Below are 15,501 nucleotides of genomic sequence, written 5' to 3'. Positions count from 1 at the left end.
CGACACCTGAGCTCGGGCCTCCCGCGGCGGGACGTACACCCGTGCCTGTGGTGACAACTTCACGCGCCAATCACTCATCTCCCCCTCGCTTCTCCAGCCCCCCAAGGGCCGGCTCATTCAAGCTCACGAATCTACCACGAGCAGTGAACAAGAAACACACGGACGAGCCCACCCGCCGACGCGGAGAATCCCCGGGTCCCCGCGAGCGACACCTCGGTGGGCTCGAGCACCTGTCGCGGCCCGGGTCTCTCATCGGGACTCCCAGGGCCGGCGCCGAAGGTCTCCAACAGGAGGTCGTCACTCCAGCAGGCGCAGGGCCGCGGCCTGACGCAGCACCTCGGCGAGCACGTCCATGCCGGGCAGCGAGCTCACCGTCCGCACCGACACATTGTTCGTCGACGTCTGCGTCGAATCGCCCACCACGAAGGGAAGCGGACGTCGTCCCAGCCGCAGGAGCCGCTCGTCGTGGAAAGCCTCCGGTGCCCGCTCGCACAACCTCCGCATCAGCACCGTCATGTTCGCGATGCGCGAGGGTTGCATCCCCGGACCCAGGCAGGAGAACTCCATGCCGTGCTCGCTCAGCAGCGCCCCCTGGCCGTCGCGAGAGAAGACGTAGATGACCTGCGTCGTCTCCTCCGACTCCTGCCGCACTGTCTTCGCCCCCGTGCGCGGCAGCATCAGCCCATGTGAGGCGATGGCCAGCCCGTAGGCCTTGGCCACCTCCATCTTGCTGGGCTGCTCCTTGTGCTCGCTGCGCGTGCGCACGGAACTCGCGCCTCGCAGCACCACCGCCACGTCACGCCAGCGCCAGGACTGCGTCTCACCGGAGCGCGCGCTGAACGTCACCGCGTCCTCGCCGAACGTCACCCGTCGCGCCGCGAGCCACTCACGCCCCAGCCCCTGCTCGTCCACCGCGAGCACCGCGAGCCCCTCGCTCCGAAGCGCCTCCACGAGCGTCTCCGCCGCCTCGGGCGCGAGCCGCGCCAGCAACGCCGGCGCTTCCGGCGCCAACCGCATCCGCGCCTCCGCCAGCGCCATGCCCGTCACCGCCGCCAGCGCCTTGGCCGCAGACTGCATGTCCGGCGCGGCCTCCACGAGTGCCACCACCTTCATGTGCCCACCTCGCTCTGACGGCAGTGGAGCACGTTTCGCCGCGAAGGGCATGAGGGGCGCGCCCACCTCCACCGCACCGTGATGCCCCCGCTGCCGGAGCGTACTTCCGGCCACCTCGCCCCCTGAGAGCCGCTCGACTCAGGAGCGTGAGCCCGCCGCGCGGGGCCACGCGTCCTGCGCCACCGGCTCGCGCGCCAGCTCCGCCAGCTCGGAGGGCTCGAGCACCTGCCGCAGCTCGATTTGCGCATCGTCGCTTCCGGGCAGGAGGGGACACCGGCGTGCCCACTCCAGCGCCTCCTCGCGCGTCTTCACCTGAATCATCCAGAACCCGGCAATCAGCGCGTCGGACGAGGCGAAGGGCCCGGTCGTCACCGTCCGCTTGCCTTGTGAGAAGTCGATAAGCGCACCGCGTGACGAGGGATGAAGTCCCGCCGCGTCGAGCAACACCCCCGCCCGCACCAGCTCATCGTTGTAGCGGTCCATCGCGGTGATGAGCGCTCGACTCGCCGGGCCTCCCGACTCCGTCTCCAGGCGGGCCTTCAACAACAGGATGAATCGCATCGTCGCGCCTTTCTGCGGTGCACACGCCACGCCTCCTCGCCCGCTCTCGCGGGTGTCGAGCCGTGGCTCCATCCGCGCGACGAATGAGACATGTCGAGATCGACACACCTGTGTTGCCCACCCACGCCCCAGGTATGCCACCCGGTGAGCGCGCGGAGGGCGTGAGCGCCCCGTGAATTATCCGGGCATTTTCGCGCGCGGGGATTCCCCAGCAATGCCAGGAGGTTGCGCCGTCCGGCGCGGGAAAAACGGGGGTCGTGTCGATCCCCCGAAAGGCCGTTCGTCGCCCTTTTGAAGCCGGGATTCCAACCCACCCCCCAGGGAGAACTCACATGGCCAAGATCATTGGCATCGCTATCGTCATGCTCATCGTCGGGCTGGTTGCCTTCATCGCCACCCGTCCGGACTCGTTCCTCATCGCGCGCAGCCGAGAGATCCAGGCGCCGCCGGAGGCCATCCACGCGCTCATCAACAACCTCTCCGAGTGGCGGCAGTGGTCGCCCTACGAGAACGTCGACCCCAACATGACGCGCAGCTACGAGGGCCCCGCGGAGGGCGTGGGCGCCACCTATGCCTACCAGGGCAACCGCAACATCGGCTCGGGCAAGATGACGATCCTGGAGAGCAAGCCCGGCGAGCTCGTCGCCATCCGCCTGGAGTTCATCGAGCCCTTCGCCGCCGTCAACCGCGCGGACTTCACGCTGCGCCCCGGTGAGAAGGGCACGCTCGTCACGTGGAGCATGTCCGGCCCCAACTCCTTCATGGGCAAGGCGATGACGGCCTTCGGCTTCATGGAGTCCTTCGTCGGCGGACAGCAGGAGAAGGGCCTGACGGACCTGGAGACGGCGGCGAAGGAGCTGGCGCGCAAGTCCACCCAGTCCGCGCGCAGCGAGGCCTCGCCCGCGCTCGCCCACTAAAGCCGCTCCTTCCCCACGCGTCCCCAGGGCCGTTCCCTGGGGAGGACACCTCGATGATGCTGATGATGCTGTTGGGACAGCTCGGCTCAGCCGCGCTCCAGCACCGCCGCCACCGCCTGCCCGCCACTGGTGCACAACGTCACCAGCGCGAGCGACTTCCCCGTGCGCTCCAGCTCGTCCAGGGCGGTGCCGACCAGGATGCTCCCCGTCGCGCCCAGCGGATGGCCCAGGGCGATGGCGCCGCCGTTGACGTTGACGTGGTCGATATCAATCTCCAGCGCCCGCGCCGTCTGTAGCACCACCGCGGCGAAGGCCTCGTTGACCTCCCAGAGGTCGATGTCCCGCGCCTTCAGCCCCGCGGCGTCCAGCGCCTTGCGCGACGCCAGCGCCGGCCCGGTCAGCATCAGCACCGGGTCGCTCCCCACGGCGGACACCGAGCGGATCCGCGCCCTCGGCTTCAGGCCGTGCGCGCGCACGTAGTCCTTCGACGCCACCAGGATGGCGCCCGCGCCGTCCGCGATTCCGCTCGCGGTGCCCGCGGTGTGCAGGTGCCGCACGGCGCCCGCGCGCGGGTAGGCCTGGAGCGCCAGCTCGTCGAGCGTCTCACCGTTCGGGCCCTCGACGCGCGCGCCGAGCTGCGTGAAGGCGGGCGCGAGCGCGGCCAGCTTCTGGGCCGTCGTGTCCGGGCGCGGGTGGTCATCCGCCGCGAGCAGCACCTCGCCCGTGTGCGGGTCCTTCACCGGGAACAGGCTCCGCAGGAAGCGCCCCTCCGCCTGGGCGCGCGCCGCGCGCTGCTGCGAGCTCAGGCCGAAGGCATCCAGCTCCTCACGCGTGAAGCCCTCCAGCGTGGCGATGAGGTCCGCGGAGATGCCCTGGGGCACCTGGAAGAAGCGCCGACGCAGGTCGACGTTGCCGCCGTCCGTGCCGCCCCCGTCCGCGTTGAGGCCGTAGCGGCTCATCTGCTCGACGCCGCCCGCCACCACCAGGCGCTGGGCCCCGGAGGCCACGCCCATGGCAGCCACCGACATCGACTGGAGGCCGGAGCCACAGAAGCGGTTGAGGCTGAAGCCCGGAATGGAGAGGGGCCAGCCGGCGGCGAGCACCGCGTTGCGCGCGATGTTCGCGCCCTGCGCCTCGATTTGCGACACCGCCCCCACCACCACGTCGTCCACGTCCGAGACGTCCACGCCGGTGCGCAGCGGCAACTGCTTCAGCGTCTGGGCCAACAGCTCCTGCGGGTGCAGCCCGCTGAGCGCTCCCTTCCCGGGCCTCGCCCGGGCACGCGGAGTCCGGACCGCATCCAAGATGTAGGCATCCATCGACCAGCCCTCCATTCACGGGCGACGTCGCGCCACCCTGTCTCAACAATATTATGGACATAATATGGTCGCAACCCGGACGTGACGAGGAAGCGGACGGAGCTGGATGGGAGGCGGCGCGCACCCCATGACGTGTATAATGGTGTACAGCGAGGTGAGAGTCGGATGCCGCATCCCCCGGAGCAGAAGCAGTCCACGCATGAGCGAATCCTGGAGGCCGCTGGAGGGCTGTTCCGCCAGAAGGGCTTCCTGACGACGAGTGTGGACACCGTGATGCGCGCGGCCGGGCTGACGGTGGGCGGCTTCTATGCGCACTTCGGCTCGAAGCAGGCGCTGCTCATCGAGTCGCTCCAGCGCATCATGAGTCGCCAGCGGGTGGACTGGCCGCAGGGGCTGGAGGACCTGAAGGGCGCCGAGTGGCTCAACCACCTGGTGCGCCGCTACCTCTCGCGGGCCCACCGGGACGCGCCGGTGCCGCCGTGTGCCCTGCCCGCCGTGCTGTCGGACGTGGTGCGCGGCGAGGCGGAGCTGAAGCAGGCGCTGGCGGAGGAGCTGAACCTGACGGTGGAGAGCTTCACACCGCACCTGTCCTCGGACGAGCGCGCCACCGCGCGGGAGCGGGCCCTGGCGACGTATGCGCTGTGCGTGGGCGCGCTGACCCTGGCGAAGGCGACGGCGGGCAGCCCCATCTCCGATGAGGTGCTCAAGGCGGCCCGCCGCGTGGCGATGCTGTCGGCGGAGGACTCGCGGGTCGCGGAGAAGAGCGACCCGAAGAAGTAGGAGCCGCGGGCTCTGGAGGCTGACGAACCGCGGGCACTTCTCCCGGACGAACAGCGCGTGTCCGCCAAGGACTCGCAGGCCCTGGAGAAGAACGTCCTCACGAAGCGGGGGCGTTGTGACCGGGCAGTTGACGCCCGCGGAAGAGAGCACGCGACGGTATCTTCCGCGAACGCGGGGAGACGACCGGCTGCGTCGTCGGGGGTCACCCTGGCGCCAAGCCGCTTCAGCGCTTGTCGCGACCCTGACTCAAGGTCGCGACGCTCGAGGCATCACGGGGTGGGGCCGCGCGTCACTCCGGGGTGGCGGCACGCAGCGCCACCGGGTGTGTCTTCAGCCATTCCTGGCAGCGCTGGATGCGCTCGGCCGACGCGGGCAGGTTCATCTGGAGGAGCAGCTGCCGGTAGGGCTCGAAGCTCTCGGGCGTCCAGGTGGTGAGCGCCTTGAGGTCCGCGAGCGCCACCATCTCCTCCGCCGAGCGCCCTTGAGCCTCCTGCCTCGCGGTGAGGAGCGCGGCCAGCGACATGCGCGCGGGCTCGGCCTCGAAGGCGATGGCTGCGTCCGCGTAGAAGGCACGCAGGGCCTCGTCGACCGCGGCGTCCTGGGACTTCTGGCGCATGCGGTTCAGCATCCCCACGAGGAAGTCCTCGTCCAGCGCGCCCTTCACGCCGCGCAGCAGCGCCGTCACGGCCTCGCGGCGCTGCGCCGGCTCCGCGCCCTGGGGCAGTCCCTTCAGGGCCTGCATCGGCTCCCAGAGGACACAGGTGAGCCAGAGCTCCTCCTCGGGCGCGAACACGGGCGGAGTCGAGGGCTCACGCAGCTTCGCCTCGACGCGCGCCGCGCGCTCCTTGGCCTCGCGGGCGATGCGCTCGGCGAGCCCGGGGTCCTCCTTCACATAGTCCACCAGCGCGTCCACGTCGCCGTCGCGGGCCTGCTGGAGCGCCTTGCGCGCCTCCTCCGACAGCGAGCCCTCCGACATCCCGCTCGCGAGCAGCTCGTACTTGGCCAGCCACTCCTTGTGGCGCGTGCTCCACTCGCGGAACTGCACGTCGAACACCACGTCGAGGATGGGGTTGTTCTCGGGACGCAGGCGGCTGGACGCCTTCGAGGCGCCCGCGATGACGGCGCAGGCTCGCAGCGCGCGCTGGTCCTCGGCCGGGAGTCCGGGCTCCTCGCTGCGCGCACGCAGCACGGCCGCGAGCCGGTCCAGGAACGACTTCGTCGCCAGGGCCTTCACGGTGCCCACGAGCAGCTCCCGGTGGGCCTGGTTGGCGTCCAGCGTCTCCACCTCGGAGATGCGCGCGAGCTCCTGGCCCACGTGCTTGTCGAACGCCTCCGCGTCGAAGCGCAGCCCGGGCCCGGGCCCCCACTCCGCGAGCAGCTTCCCGAACCGGTCCAGCGCGACGGCCAGGTAGCTCACGTCCGGGTTTTCGAGTTCCTTCCGGACAGCGGTCTGCCCCGAGGTGGGGGCAACAGGCGGCGCGGCGCGGGCGCGGTCCTCACTGGCGTGGCAGACCTTGTACTTCTTGCCACTGCCACAGGGACACGGGTCGTTTCGGCCGGGCTTCTTCTGACTCAAGGGCTGCGCCTCTCGGCTCGCGGGGGCGAGCGGTGGAATCCGCGCGCACCGTAGCAGGAGGCCCCCGCCCCGGGCAGCCTGCTGGCGACGCCCTGTCGGGAACCGAGCCAGGACCTTGGACGTCTCGACAACACCGGGCCGGGTCCTCTCTGATGCTCGGTGAGGTGACACACATGGGGAAGCAGGGGCTGTTCATCGCGGTGGCATCGACGGTCGTCCTCCTGTCGGCCCCGGGCCAGGCGCGGGAACCCGGGTCCACGCCGAAGGCAGGGCCTGTCTGCGCGAAGACGGTCCCCCTCACCGCGAAGCTCGTCGAGGACGCGGCCGAGTCAGGTCTCCAGGGCGTCGAGTCGCGGGACGACCTCCTCATCGGGACGCTGAGCTACCTGCGGGAGCCGCGCGAAGCCGCCGAGGCGGCGAGTGGAACCGTCGTCTTCATCAAGGGGGCGAAGGGCTGGCGCGCGGTCCTGCCTCAACACGAGGAGAACGAGGTCGGGCTCTATCTCGCAGCCCAGGGCCGCAAGCTCGTCGTCGTCACCCAGCGGCAGATAGGAGACCCAGGGCAGTCGTTCACCGTGGTGGTGACGAGCAATGACTTCGCCACCTCGACGTGCGCCACCCTCCCCTTTCCGCGCGAGCTGAACCAGCCCACCTGGAACGGCGAGTACCTCTCGCCGCATGACCTGGACCTCGACTCGCGCGGACGGGGCGTGCTCATCGGCACGGCGTCGCTGGAGCGACAGGAGGAGCCGCCACGCACGCTGTGGTTCTCCTACGCCACACGTGACGGAGGCAGGACCTGGGGCGCGCCCCGCTCACTCCCGGGTCAACAGGACGCGCCCTCCGGCACGCTCGCTCCGGCGCGGCGAGTGGAGGCCCCTGCCCTCATCGCGGACCTGCGCGCCTCCGTGAAGGAGCGAGCTGCGCCGAGTGATATGCGGCGATGAACTCACGCGGGGACGACATCCACAGCTCAGTCGAGGCTGGTGAACCTTGCCGTGAGGCCAGGCATCAACCGACCCCATGATGTTGGTGGGGTCGGGCTCGGAGTGACGTGCAACGGAACCCCGTGCCAGTGAGTGCAGGCAGCAGCGCTGCGCGCTCGTCCTGAGAGCGCACCCCGCGGAGCCCCGCCGTCGGCCGGGAGGACCGCCCCTACCTTCGAGCGAGTACGGATAGACGTCCGCAGTCAGAACCCCACCGGGCGGTCAGCCTTGAAGTTGGAGCGCTCGGCCTCGGTTAGAGACAGTCGTTGCCCGCATCCGTCCCGCGCGGAGAGGACGCCCGCCTCCAGTACGGCCGCCACGGCCACCACCTGCGCAGGCGTCACCGGATTGGGGGCGGAGCCACGCAAGGCGTCCCGAATGCCCGCGTAGAACTGGCGATAGTCACCCCGAGGAGCCGTCGTTCCTCGTGACGCGCCCGTGGGCCCCAGGATGAGACGCCCGGGCCAGACATCCTCGCCCCAGTCCTTCGCGCCCGGCAGTTCGCCAGCGATGAGCCGGTCGGCCTGGGTGTCCATGCCGTGCTTGAGCCAGGAGCCCTTCGTCCCGTGCACCGCGAAGCGAGGCATTCCGCCCGCGATGAGCATCGACGCCTGGAGCACGACGTGGCGCTGGGGGTACTGGAGCGTCACCTGACACCAGTCATCCACGGTGGCGCCGTCACGGTGGATGGCCAGCAGGGCGTGCACGGTGTCCGGCAGTCCGAACAGTTGCAGGGCCTGGTCCACCAGGTGCGGGCCCAGGTCGAACCAGATGCCCGCGCCGGGGACGGGCTGCTCGCGCCAGCGCTGGCGCACCTCGGGCCGGAAGCGATCGAACCGGGACTCGACGTGCGTCACCCGGCCCAGCGTGCCTTCGGCGAGCAGCGCTCTCAGTTCGAGGAAGTCGCTGTCCCAGCGTCGGTTGTGGAACGCGGACAACAGGCGCCCCTGTGAATGCGCCAGCGCCGCGAGCGAGCGCGTCTCCTCCAGCGTCACCGCCATCGGCTTGTCGACGACCACGTGTTTGCCCGCGCGCAGGGCCGCCTGGGTGAGCGGGACGTGTTGCTCGTTCGGTGTGGCCACCACGACCAGGTCCACGTCCGGGTGCGTGGCCGCCTCGATGGCCGAGGGGAGCACCGTCACGCCCGGAAGGTCCGCATGGACGGCCTCGGGCCGGCTGGACGCGATGACGTGCAGCGAGAGCCCCTCCACCGTGCGAAGCAGCGGCGCATGGAAGGACTTGCCCGCGAAGCCGTAACCCAACAGGGCGACGCGGAGCGGAGGCTGGGAACGCGCGGGCTCACTCATGGCGACCGGGATTGAAGCACATCATGTGCCCCTCATCAGGGCAGAGGTCACCCACAAAAAACGAGGCCATCCGCCTGAGGAGGAAGCGGATGGCCTCGCCGCCGCGGTCACACGGGCCCCAAGGTTCCGGAAGGAGCGGGGCCAGTCCCCAGGGGCCGTGTTCGCGGACTTGATTCACTCAGCCCATCACGTGTGGTGATGCAGGCTCTCCACCAGGTACGGGTCTCCCACCGGCAACATCGGCGACGTGCGCACCGCGCGCGTGACGGCCAGCGTGAACAGCGCCGCCACGCCCACCAGCCCCGCCAGCTCATACAGGCCCAGCACCGGACCGTGAGGCTGATGCGCCGGCGCCACCATCAGGTACAAATCCAACCACCGCCCCACCAACAACACCCCGGCGACACGCAACAGGTGCGACGGGTTCATCTTCGCCGGGCGCGGCAGGAGCAACACGAACGGCAGCGCCCAGTTCAACACCACGTTCGCGTAGAACGGCACCTCCCACCCACCGTGCATCCGCGCGATGAAGTACACCGTCTCCTCGGGGATGTTCGCGTACCAGATGAGCAGGAACTGCGAGAACCACAGGTACGCCCACAGCGTGGCGAAGCCGAACATCAGCTTCCCCAAGTCATGCAGGTGACTCGCGTTGAGCTGCGGCAGCGCCCCCGCCCTGTTCAACAACACCGCCACCACCGTGATGGCGCAAACGCTGGAGCTCAAGAGCCCCGCCACGTTGTAGAGCGCGTAGATGGTGCTGAACCAGTGCGGCTCCAGGCTCATCAGCCAGTCGAACGCCGCCAGGCAGAAGGTCAGCGAGAACAACACCAAAAACACCGCCGACACCGTCACGTTGCGCCGCGTGAGCGCCTCGCCAGGCTGAGCATCCTGCCGCAGCGAGTTGCGCCGCAGCATCCACGTGAAGGCCACCCACAGCGCCAGCATCACCGCCATGCGAATCGCGAAGAACGGGACGTTGAGGAACGCCTCCTTCTGATGCAGCAGGTGGTCCGTCTCCATCACCCCCGGCTTCGCCCACGGGTACAGCGTCGTCGCGAAGGGCAACAGCGCCAGCATCGTCGCCGCGCCCCAGGGCACGTACGACGCGAACGCCTCGGGGATGCGCTTGAACACGGTGAACCACCCCGCGTTCGCCACGTACATCAGCGCCAGGAACACCGCGCCGCCCAACCCGAGGCACAGGAAATAGAAGCCATTGGTCAGCAGGCTCGTCAGCGCCCGCTCCCGGGCCTGCACCAGGCCGAGCACCAACACCCCCAACCCCGCCCCCGCCGCCACCTGCGCGGCGCGGTGGAAGACGGGCGAGACGGCGAAGCCGCCCTGCGACTCGGGGCCGTGGGCCTGAACGGGGGCGCTCATGGCGTCTCCTTGCGCGCCGTGCGCGCGGGGTTCTGCAGCGAGCGGAGGTAGTGGACCAGCTTCCACCGGTCCTCCGGCGCCACCTGGGAACCATGGGCCGGCATCAAGCCCTGCCCATGCGTGATGATGTGGAAGATGCGACCGTCCGGGAGCGCCATCGCGTGCTCCGCCAGCAACGACGGCGGCACCGGGAAGCGCGCCGTCACCGGCCCATCCCCCAATCCCCCCGAGCCGTGGCACGGCGTGCAATAGCGCTGGAACGCGGTCTGCCCTCGCGCCAGCACCTCCGGCGACGCCGGATACGGATTGCGCAGCTCGCGGCCCGCCTTCTCCGCCGCTTCCGTCCCGGCCGTCAGCTTCAGCGGCACATGCCCGCGAGGCACCGTGCCCTTCGCCGGCGTCAGCAGCGTCTTGCCGTCCGCCGTGTTCGGGTTGCTCGCGAAGCTGTCGTACGGCACCGAGGACACCATGTCCGGCGCGTACTCGTAATTGGGGCGCGTCTCGTCCTGCTCGCACCCCGCCAGGGACAACACCCCCAGCGTCGCCGCTCCCACCCAGGTCCGCTTCACGACGGCACCTCCCTCACATCCGTGGCCACCGCGCCGTGGCGACGCATCAAGTCCTCCGCCGCCTCCAGCGACTCCGGCGTCTGACGCGGCGCCACGACAATGGCGAACCGGTCATCCGTCACCCGAGGCAACGTCGGCCGCTTGTTCCCCGGGAACAGCTTCGTCCTGAAGAGGAACGCCGCCACCGTGGTCAGCGCGGCGAACAGCACCGTCAACTCGAACGTCACCGGGATGAACGCGGGGAACGAGTTGAAGGGCTTGCCGCCCACGTTCAGCGGCCAGCTCACCACGCTGGTGTAGAGCTGGAGCGACATCGCCAGCGTGGCGCCCGTCAGCCCCGCGCCGAAGCACACCCACGTGAGCCGACTGGGCTTGAGCCCCATCGCGTCATCCAGGCCGTGCACCGCGTACGGCGTGTACACGTCCCGCAGGTCATGGCCCGCCTCGCGCACCGCGCGGGTGGCCTCCAGGACCTGCTCCTCCTTCTCGAAGTAGCCGATGAGAACCGGGGCACTCATACGGGGACATCCTTCCGGGTGGCGATGGCGAGCGGCGGCGTGTGCCGGCCCGAGGTGTCTTCCGTCGGCGCCTCGTGCGCGGCGGCGGGACGCGACGGAGGGTGGGCCGCCCCGTGTCCGGGCTCGCTCCTGGCGAAGCCGAGCACGCTCTTCACCTCGCCAATCGAGATGATGGGCAGCACGCGGACGAAGAGCAGGAACAGCGTGAAGAAGAGGCCGAAGGTCCCGATGAAGGTCCCCACCTCCACCATCGTCGGCGTGTACATGGACCAGCTGCTCGGCAGGAAGTCGCGGTGCAGGCTGGTGACGATGATGACGAAGCGCTCGAACCACATGCCCACGTTGATGACCAGGGACAGCGCGAAGATGGCCGCGGGCGAGGTGCGGATCTTCTTGAACCAGAACAGGTGCGGCGACACCACGTTGCACGTCACCATGATCCAGTAGGCCCAGGCGTAGGGGCCGAAGGCGCGGTTCATGAAGGCGAAGCGCTCGTACGGGTTGCCCGAGTACCAGGCGATGAAGAACTCCGTCGCGTACGCCAGCGAGACGAGGCCACCGGTGACGATGATGACCTTGGTCATGTTCTCCAGGTGGCGAATGGTAATGAGGTGCTCGTAGCCCAGCACCACCCGGGTGATGATCATCAGCGTCAGCACCATCGCGAAGCCGCTGAACACCGCGCCCGCCACGAAGTACGGCGGGAAGATGGTGGTGTGCCAGCCGGGAATCACCGATGTGGCGAAGTCCATCGACACGATGGTGTGCACGCTGAGCACCAGCGGCGTCGCCAGGCCCGCGAGCAGCAGGTACACCGTCTCGTAGCGGCTCCACGTGCGGTGCGAGCCCGTCCACCCCAGCGACAGCACCTTGAAGACGGCCTTCTTCACGCCCGCCTTCAGCCTGTCGCGCACCGTGGCCAGGTCCGGAATCAGGCCCACGTACCAGAACACCGCCGACACGGTGAAGTACGTGGAGATGGCGAACACGTCCCAGAGCAGCGGCGAGCGGAAGTTCACCCACAGGCTGCCGCGCGTATTCGGATACGGCAGCACCCAGAAGGCCAGCCAGGGCCGTCCCATGTGGATGACGGGGAAGAGCGCCGCGCACATGACGGCGAACAGGGTCATCGCCTCCGCCGCGCGGTTGATGCTGGTGCGCCACTTCTGCCGGAAGAGGAAGAGGATGGCGGAGATGAGCGTGCCGGCGTGGCCGATGCCCACCCAGAAGACGAAGTTGGTGATGTCGAACGCCCAGCCGATGGTCTTGTTCAAGCCCCACACGCCGATGCCCGTGCCCACCTGGTACGCCACGATTCCCGCGCCGGTCCCCAGGACGGACACCGCGATGGCGAACGCCGCCCACCACTTCCACGTGGGCGCGCGCTCCATGGGCGCGCAAATCTCCTCCGTGAGCTGACCCAGGGTGCGCGACTCGCTGACCAGCGGCACGCGCAGCGGGGACAGATGCTGGTTGCTCATGTTCCGCTTCCCGACCCGGTGTTCCGGATCTTCGTGAGGTAGGTGATGGACGGCCCGATGTTCAGCTCCTCCAGCAACCGGAATGCCCGCCCGTCCTTCGCCAGCTTCGCCACCCGGCTCTCCGGGTCATTCAGGTCCCCGAAGTGGATGGCCTTCGCCGGGCAGCTCTGCTGACACGCCGTCTGGATGTCGCCGTCCTTGAGGGGCCGGCCCTCGCGGTTCGCCGTCGCCTTGCCCTCCTGGATGCGCTGCACGCACAAGGAGCACTTCTCCATGACGCCGCGGCTGCGCACCACCACGTCCGGGTTGAGCACCATGCGCTCCAGGGGCTCGTCGTGCGGGTAGTCGAACCAGTTGAAGCGCCGCACCTTGGTGGGGCAGTTGTTCGCGCAGTAGCGCGTGCCGACGCAGCGGTTGTAGACCTGCTGGTTGAGCCCCTCCGACGAGTGCACCGTCGCGAGCACCGGGCACACCGTCTCGCACGGCGCGTTCTCGCAGTGCTGGCACATCATCGGCTGGTGCACGACCTGCGGATTCGCCGCGTCGCCCTGGTAGTACCGGTCGATGCGCATCCAGTGCATCTCGCGCTGGCGCAGCACCTCGTCGCGCCCCACGCTGGGGATGTTGTTCTCCGCCTGGCAGGACACCACGCACGCCGAGCACCCCGTGCACGCGCTCAGGTCCACCGCCAGCGCCCAGCGGTGGCCCTTGTACTCGTGGCCGGACCACATCGAGAGCGAGTGTCCGCCGTTGCCACCGCCGTGGCCGCCGTGTCCCTCGTTGCCCGCGCGCGGGTTGGCCAGGAACGCGGCCAGCTCCGCCTCGCGCACGTGAGGCCGCCCCTCCAGGCTCGAGTGCGTCTGGGTGAGCGCCAGCTGCTGCCGCTCCCCCGTGGCCGCCACCGTCGCCCCCGGCACCGAGCGGCGCACGCGCCCGTCCACCACCGCGGCCAGCGGGTAGACGCGCTCCCCCACTCCATCGCCGATGCGCCCGGCCCGCGTGCGGCCGTAGCCCACCGCGAGCCCCAGCGCGCTGGGGTGCGTGCCGGCTTGAATCAGCACGGGCAGCGAGACCGACCTGCCGCCCACGCTCACCTTCACCACGTCGCCGTCGGACAGGCCCAGCTCCTTGGCGCGCGCGGGTGAGATGAGCGCGGGGTTGCCCCAGGTCGCCTTGGTGATGGGGTCCGGTACCTCGTGGAGCCACGCGTTGTTCGCCATCGCGCCGTCGCGCAGACCGACCGAGGGGAACAGCACCAGCTCCCACTCCACCGAGGGACGCGCCACGCCGGCGAGCACCTTCGCCACGCCCTCCTCACGGAAGGTCAGCGGCGCCGCGGGCACTGACGACAGCGTCACGACACCCCGGCGGACCGAGTCATCCCAGAAGTGGGCGAAGTCCGTCCCTGTCACGCCGGCTCTCGGGAAGACCTCCGCCTCCCAGCGAGCGCGCAGGAAGTCGTGGTGGGCCTGGGCCGCGCCGGCCCACGTCAGCAGGGACTCCACCGCGTCGCGCGTGTCGTGCAGCGGCGACACCGCGGGCTGCCGCAGCGACACCACGCCCCGGCGAGGCTCCGCGTCGCCCCACGCCTCCAGCGCCGTGGAGGCCGGAGCGTGCAGCCGCGCCAGCACCGCCGTCTCGTCCAGCCGGTCGTTCAGCGCCACCGTGAGGGGCACGTTCTTCAACAGGGCCCCCAGCGAGTCACCGCGCGCGTCGGTGTGCGCCGGGTTGACGCCGAGGAAGACCACCGCGCCCACGCTCCCGGCCTCCAGCTCCGCGAGCAGCTCGCCGTACGACAGCGCCTTCTCGTCCAGCGCCACGCCGTCCCGGGGGAGCACCGTGGTGCCCTCGTTGCCGAGCAGCACGTTCGCCGTCGCGGCCAGCACCTGGCCCGCCACCTCGTCGCCACCACACACCACCAGCGACTCGGTGCGGTGGGCCCACAGCGCCTCGGCCAGCTCATCCAGCGAGGCAGGCTCCAGCCTGGAGGCAGGCAGCGACTTCAGCCCCGGCACCTCGCGGCCCGCCTTCACCGCGAGCCTGCGCACCACGTCACCCAGGGCCAGCGTCACGTCGGACGGCGCCACCACGAAGCGACGGTCCGCCGCCGCGCCGGTGAGCGTCATCACCGGCTCCACCTGGAAGTGGCGCGCCATCGCCTTGCGCGTGGCCGCGTCGCGCGCCTCCGCGTACTGCCGCGTGAAGGCCACCGGCGACACCCACGTGCCCAGGAAGTCCGCGCCGAAGCTGGCGATGACCTTCGCCCTGTCGAAGCGGTAGTCCGGCACCACGCGGGCACCGTGCGTGACGCGGTACGCATCGCCCAGCGCCGACAGCTCGCCCAGGGGCTCGTAGCGGACCGTGCGCGCCGTCGGGTGCGCGGCGAGGAAGCGCGACACCGCGGCCTCCGCCGTGGACCCCATCACCCAGGGCAGCACCAGCCGGATGGCCTTGCCGTCCTCGGTCGCCTTGGCGAGGCCCTTCTTCACCTCGGCGTCCAGGTCCGTCCACGACACGCGGCTGCTGGCGCGCGAGGGGAAGCGGGCGCGGCTCGCGTCGTAGAGCGAGAGCACGGAGGCCTGGCCCACGGCGCACACGCCGCCGCGGGACACGGGGTGCTCGTCGTTGCCCTCGACCTTGATGGGGCGACCGTCGCGCGTCTTGAGCAACAGGCCGCAGCGCGCGGGGCACGCGTCGCACGTGGACGCGTACCAGAGCGCCGTGCCCGGCGTCACCTCGTCCGGCCGCGACACGTAGGGGATGAGCTTCTGCACCGGCGCGCGCTGGCAGGCCACCATGGCCGCCGCGGCGCTCAGGCCCATCATCTTGAAGAAGTCACGACGGCTGCTCGCATCCGGAGGCGCGGCGGCGACGCCCACCGGAAGCTCCTCGGCGAACTCGTTGCGCTGCGTGTCGAGCCACGAGGCATCCGTCGCGCGCTCGGCCAGGCTCTGCCAGTACTGGGGAAGTTTGTCGGACATGGCGCGGGGG

General features: G+C 70.1%; 13 protein-coding genes. 3 read left to right on the top strand and 10 right to left on the bottom strand.

Annotated features, from left to right (window positions below; all coding sequences use genetic code 11):
- Positions 1–297: 297 nt before the first annotated feature.
- Together K8640_RS00240 and K8640_RS00235 are read right to left on the bottom strand one after the other, a co-directional pair.
- A complete protein-coding gene (locus tag K8640_RS00240) occupies positions 298–1,113 on the bottom strand; it encodes a hypothetical protein (RefSeq protein WP_223745234.1) in 816 nt (271 codons plus the stop codon).
- Positions 1,114–1,251: 138 nt separating this feature from the next.
- Entirely contained in the window at positions 1,252–1,674 is a 423-nt protein-coding gene (locus K8640_RS00235; protein ID WP_223745233.1) for a YciI family protein, read from the bottom strand.
- 332 nt (positions 1,675–2,006) lie between these two features.
- Here K8640_RS00235 and K8640_RS00230 point away from each other — a divergent pair, with 332 nt between their 5' ends.
- A complete protein-coding gene (locus tag K8640_RS00230) occupies positions 2,007–2,591 on the top strand; it encodes an SRPBCC family protein (RefSeq protein WP_223745232.1) in 585 nt (194 codons plus the stop codon).
- An 86-nt stretch (positions 2,592–2,677) separates the two neighbouring features.
- On the opposite strand, the gene K8640_RS00225 is transcribed toward K8640_RS00230, so the two are convergent.
- A complete protein-coding gene (locus tag K8640_RS00225) occupies positions 2,678–3,910 on the bottom strand; it encodes an acetyl-CoA C-acyltransferase (protein WP_223745231.1) in 1,233 nt (410 codons plus the stop codon).
- A 165-nt stretch (positions 3,911–4,075) separates the two neighbouring features.
- Between K8640_RS00225 and K8640_RS00220 the strand changes: the two genes are divergently transcribed.
- Positions 4,076–4,690, top strand: coding sequence for a TetR/AcrR family transcriptional regulator (locus K8640_RS00220; protein ID WP_223745230.1), 615 nt, complete (start codon positions 4,076–4,078; stop codon positions 4,688–4,690).
- 289 nt (positions 4,691–4,979) lie between these two features.
- On the opposite strand, the gene K8640_RS00215 is transcribed toward K8640_RS00220, so the two are convergent.
- Positions 4,980–6,266: a YecA family protein gene (locus K8640_RS00215; RefSeq protein WP_223745229.1), complete on the bottom strand. Its 1,287-nt coding sequence runs from the start codon at positions 6,264–6,266 to the stop codon at positions 4,980–4,982.
- Between the two features lie 173 nt (positions 6,267–6,439).
- Between K8640_RS00215 and K8640_RS00210 the strand changes: the two genes are divergently transcribed.
- The gene (locus K8640_RS00210) at positions 6,440–7,213 is read left to right on the top strand and encodes a hypothetical protein (RefSeq protein ID WP_223745228.1); all 774 of its coding nucleotides are present in this window, start codon (positions 6,440–6,442) and stop codon (positions 7,211–7,213) included.
- A 242-nt stretch (positions 7,214–7,455) separates the two neighbouring features.
- On the opposite strand, the gene K8640_RS00205 is transcribed toward K8640_RS00210, so the two are convergent.
- The 6 genes from K8640_RS00205 to K8640_RS00180 form a co-directional block, all read right to left on the bottom strand.
- Positions 7,456–8,559 carry an oxidoreductase gene (locus tag K8640_RS00205; protein WP_223745227.1) on the bottom strand — a complete coding sequence of 368 codons (1,104 nt, stop codon included), beginning with the start codon at positions 8,557–8,559 and terminating at the stop codon, positions 7,456–7,458.
- Positions 8,560–8,745: 186 nt separating this feature from the next.
- Entirely contained in the window at positions 8,746–9,942 is a 1,197-nt protein-coding gene (locus K8640_RS00200) for a hypothetical protein (protein WP_223745226.1), read from the bottom strand.
- Positions 9,939–10,511, bottom strand: coding sequence for a cytochrome c (locus K8640_RS00195; protein WP_223745225.1), 573 nt, complete (start codon positions 10,509–10,511; stop codon positions 9,939–9,941). Before K8640_RS00195 ends, K8640_RS00200 begins: the two co-directional genes overlap by 4 nt.
- A complete protein-coding gene (locus tag K8640_RS00190) occupies positions 10,508–11,029 on the bottom strand; it encodes a DUF3341 domain-containing protein (RefSeq protein WP_223745224.1) in 522 nt (173 codons plus the stop codon). Before K8640_RS00190 ends, K8640_RS00195 begins: the two co-directional genes overlap by 4 nt.
- Entirely contained in the window at positions 11,026–12,510 is a 1,485-nt protein-coding gene (gene nrfD / locus K8640_RS00185; protein ID WP_223745223.1) for an NrfD/PsrC family molybdoenzyme membrane anchor subunit, read from the bottom strand. The genes K8640_RS00190 and nrfD overlap by 4 nt, the downstream gene beginning before the upstream one ends.
- Positions 12,507–15,491, bottom strand: a complete 2,985-nt coding sequence (locus K8640_RS00180) for a TAT-variant-translocated molybdopterin oxidoreductase (RefSeq protein WP_223745222.1) — start codon at positions 15,489–15,491, stop codon at positions 12,507–12,509. The genes nrfD and K8640_RS00180 overlap by 4 nt, the downstream gene beginning before the upstream one ends.
- Positions 15,492–15,501 lie beyond the last annotated feature (10 nt).

Source organism: Myxococcus sp. XM-1-1-1 (assembly GCF_020037095.1).
GTDB classification, from domain to species: Bacteria; Myxococcota; Myxococcia; order Myxococcales; family Myxococcaceae; genus Myxococcus; species Myxococcus fulvus.
Note: the sequence above shows the minus strand (reverse complement) of the source record. Positions and strands in the feature narration are given on the sequence as shown.

Excerpts from the sequence above, each read along its gene's own strand:
- K8640_RS00235 (WP_223745233.1), bottom strand. The coding sequence starts at position 1,674 with ATGCGATTCATCCTGTTGTTGAAGGCCCGCCTGGAGACGGAGTCGGGA.
- K8640_RS00205 (WP_223745227.1), bottom strand. The coding sequence starts at position 8,559 with ATGAGTGAGCCCGCGCGTTCCCAGCCTCCGCTCCGCGTCGCCCTGTTG.
- K8640_RS00210 (WP_223745228.1), top strand. The coding sequence starts at position 6,440 with ATGGGGAAGCAGGGGCTGTTCATCGCGGTGGCATCGACGGTCGTCCTC.
- K8640_RS00220 (WP_223745230.1), top strand. The coding sequence starts at position 4,076 with ATGCCGCATCCCCCGGAGCAGAAGCAGTCCACGCATGAGCGAATCCTG.
- K8640_RS00200 (WP_223745226.1), bottom strand. The coding sequence starts at position 9,942 with ATGAGCGCCCCCGTTCAGGCCCACGGCCCCGAGTCGCAGGGCGGCTTC.
- K8640_RS00225 (WP_223745231.1), bottom strand. The coding sequence starts at position 3,910 with ATGGATGCCTACATCTTGGATGCGGTCCGGACTCCGCGTGCCCGGGCG.
- nrfD (WP_223745223.1), bottom strand. The coding sequence starts at position 12,510 with ATGAGCAACCAGCATCTGTCCCCGCTGCGCGTGCCGCTGGTCAGCGAG.
- K8640_RS00190 (WP_223745224.1), bottom strand. The coding sequence starts at position 11,029 with ATGAGTGCCCCGGTTCTCATCGGCTACTTCGAGAAGGAGGAGCAGGTC.
- K8640_RS00230 (WP_223745232.1), top strand. The coding sequence starts at position 2,007 with ATGGCCAAGATCATTGGCATCGCTATCGTCATGCTCATCGTCGGGCTG.
- K8640_RS00240 (WP_223745234.1), bottom strand. The coding sequence starts at position 1,113 with ATGAAGGTGGTGGCACTCGTGGAGGCCGCGCCGGACATGCAGTCTGCG.
- K8640_RS00180 (WP_223745222.1), bottom strand. The coding sequence starts at position 15,491 with ATGTCCGACAAACTTCCCCAGTACTGGCAGAGCCTGGCCGAGCGCGCG.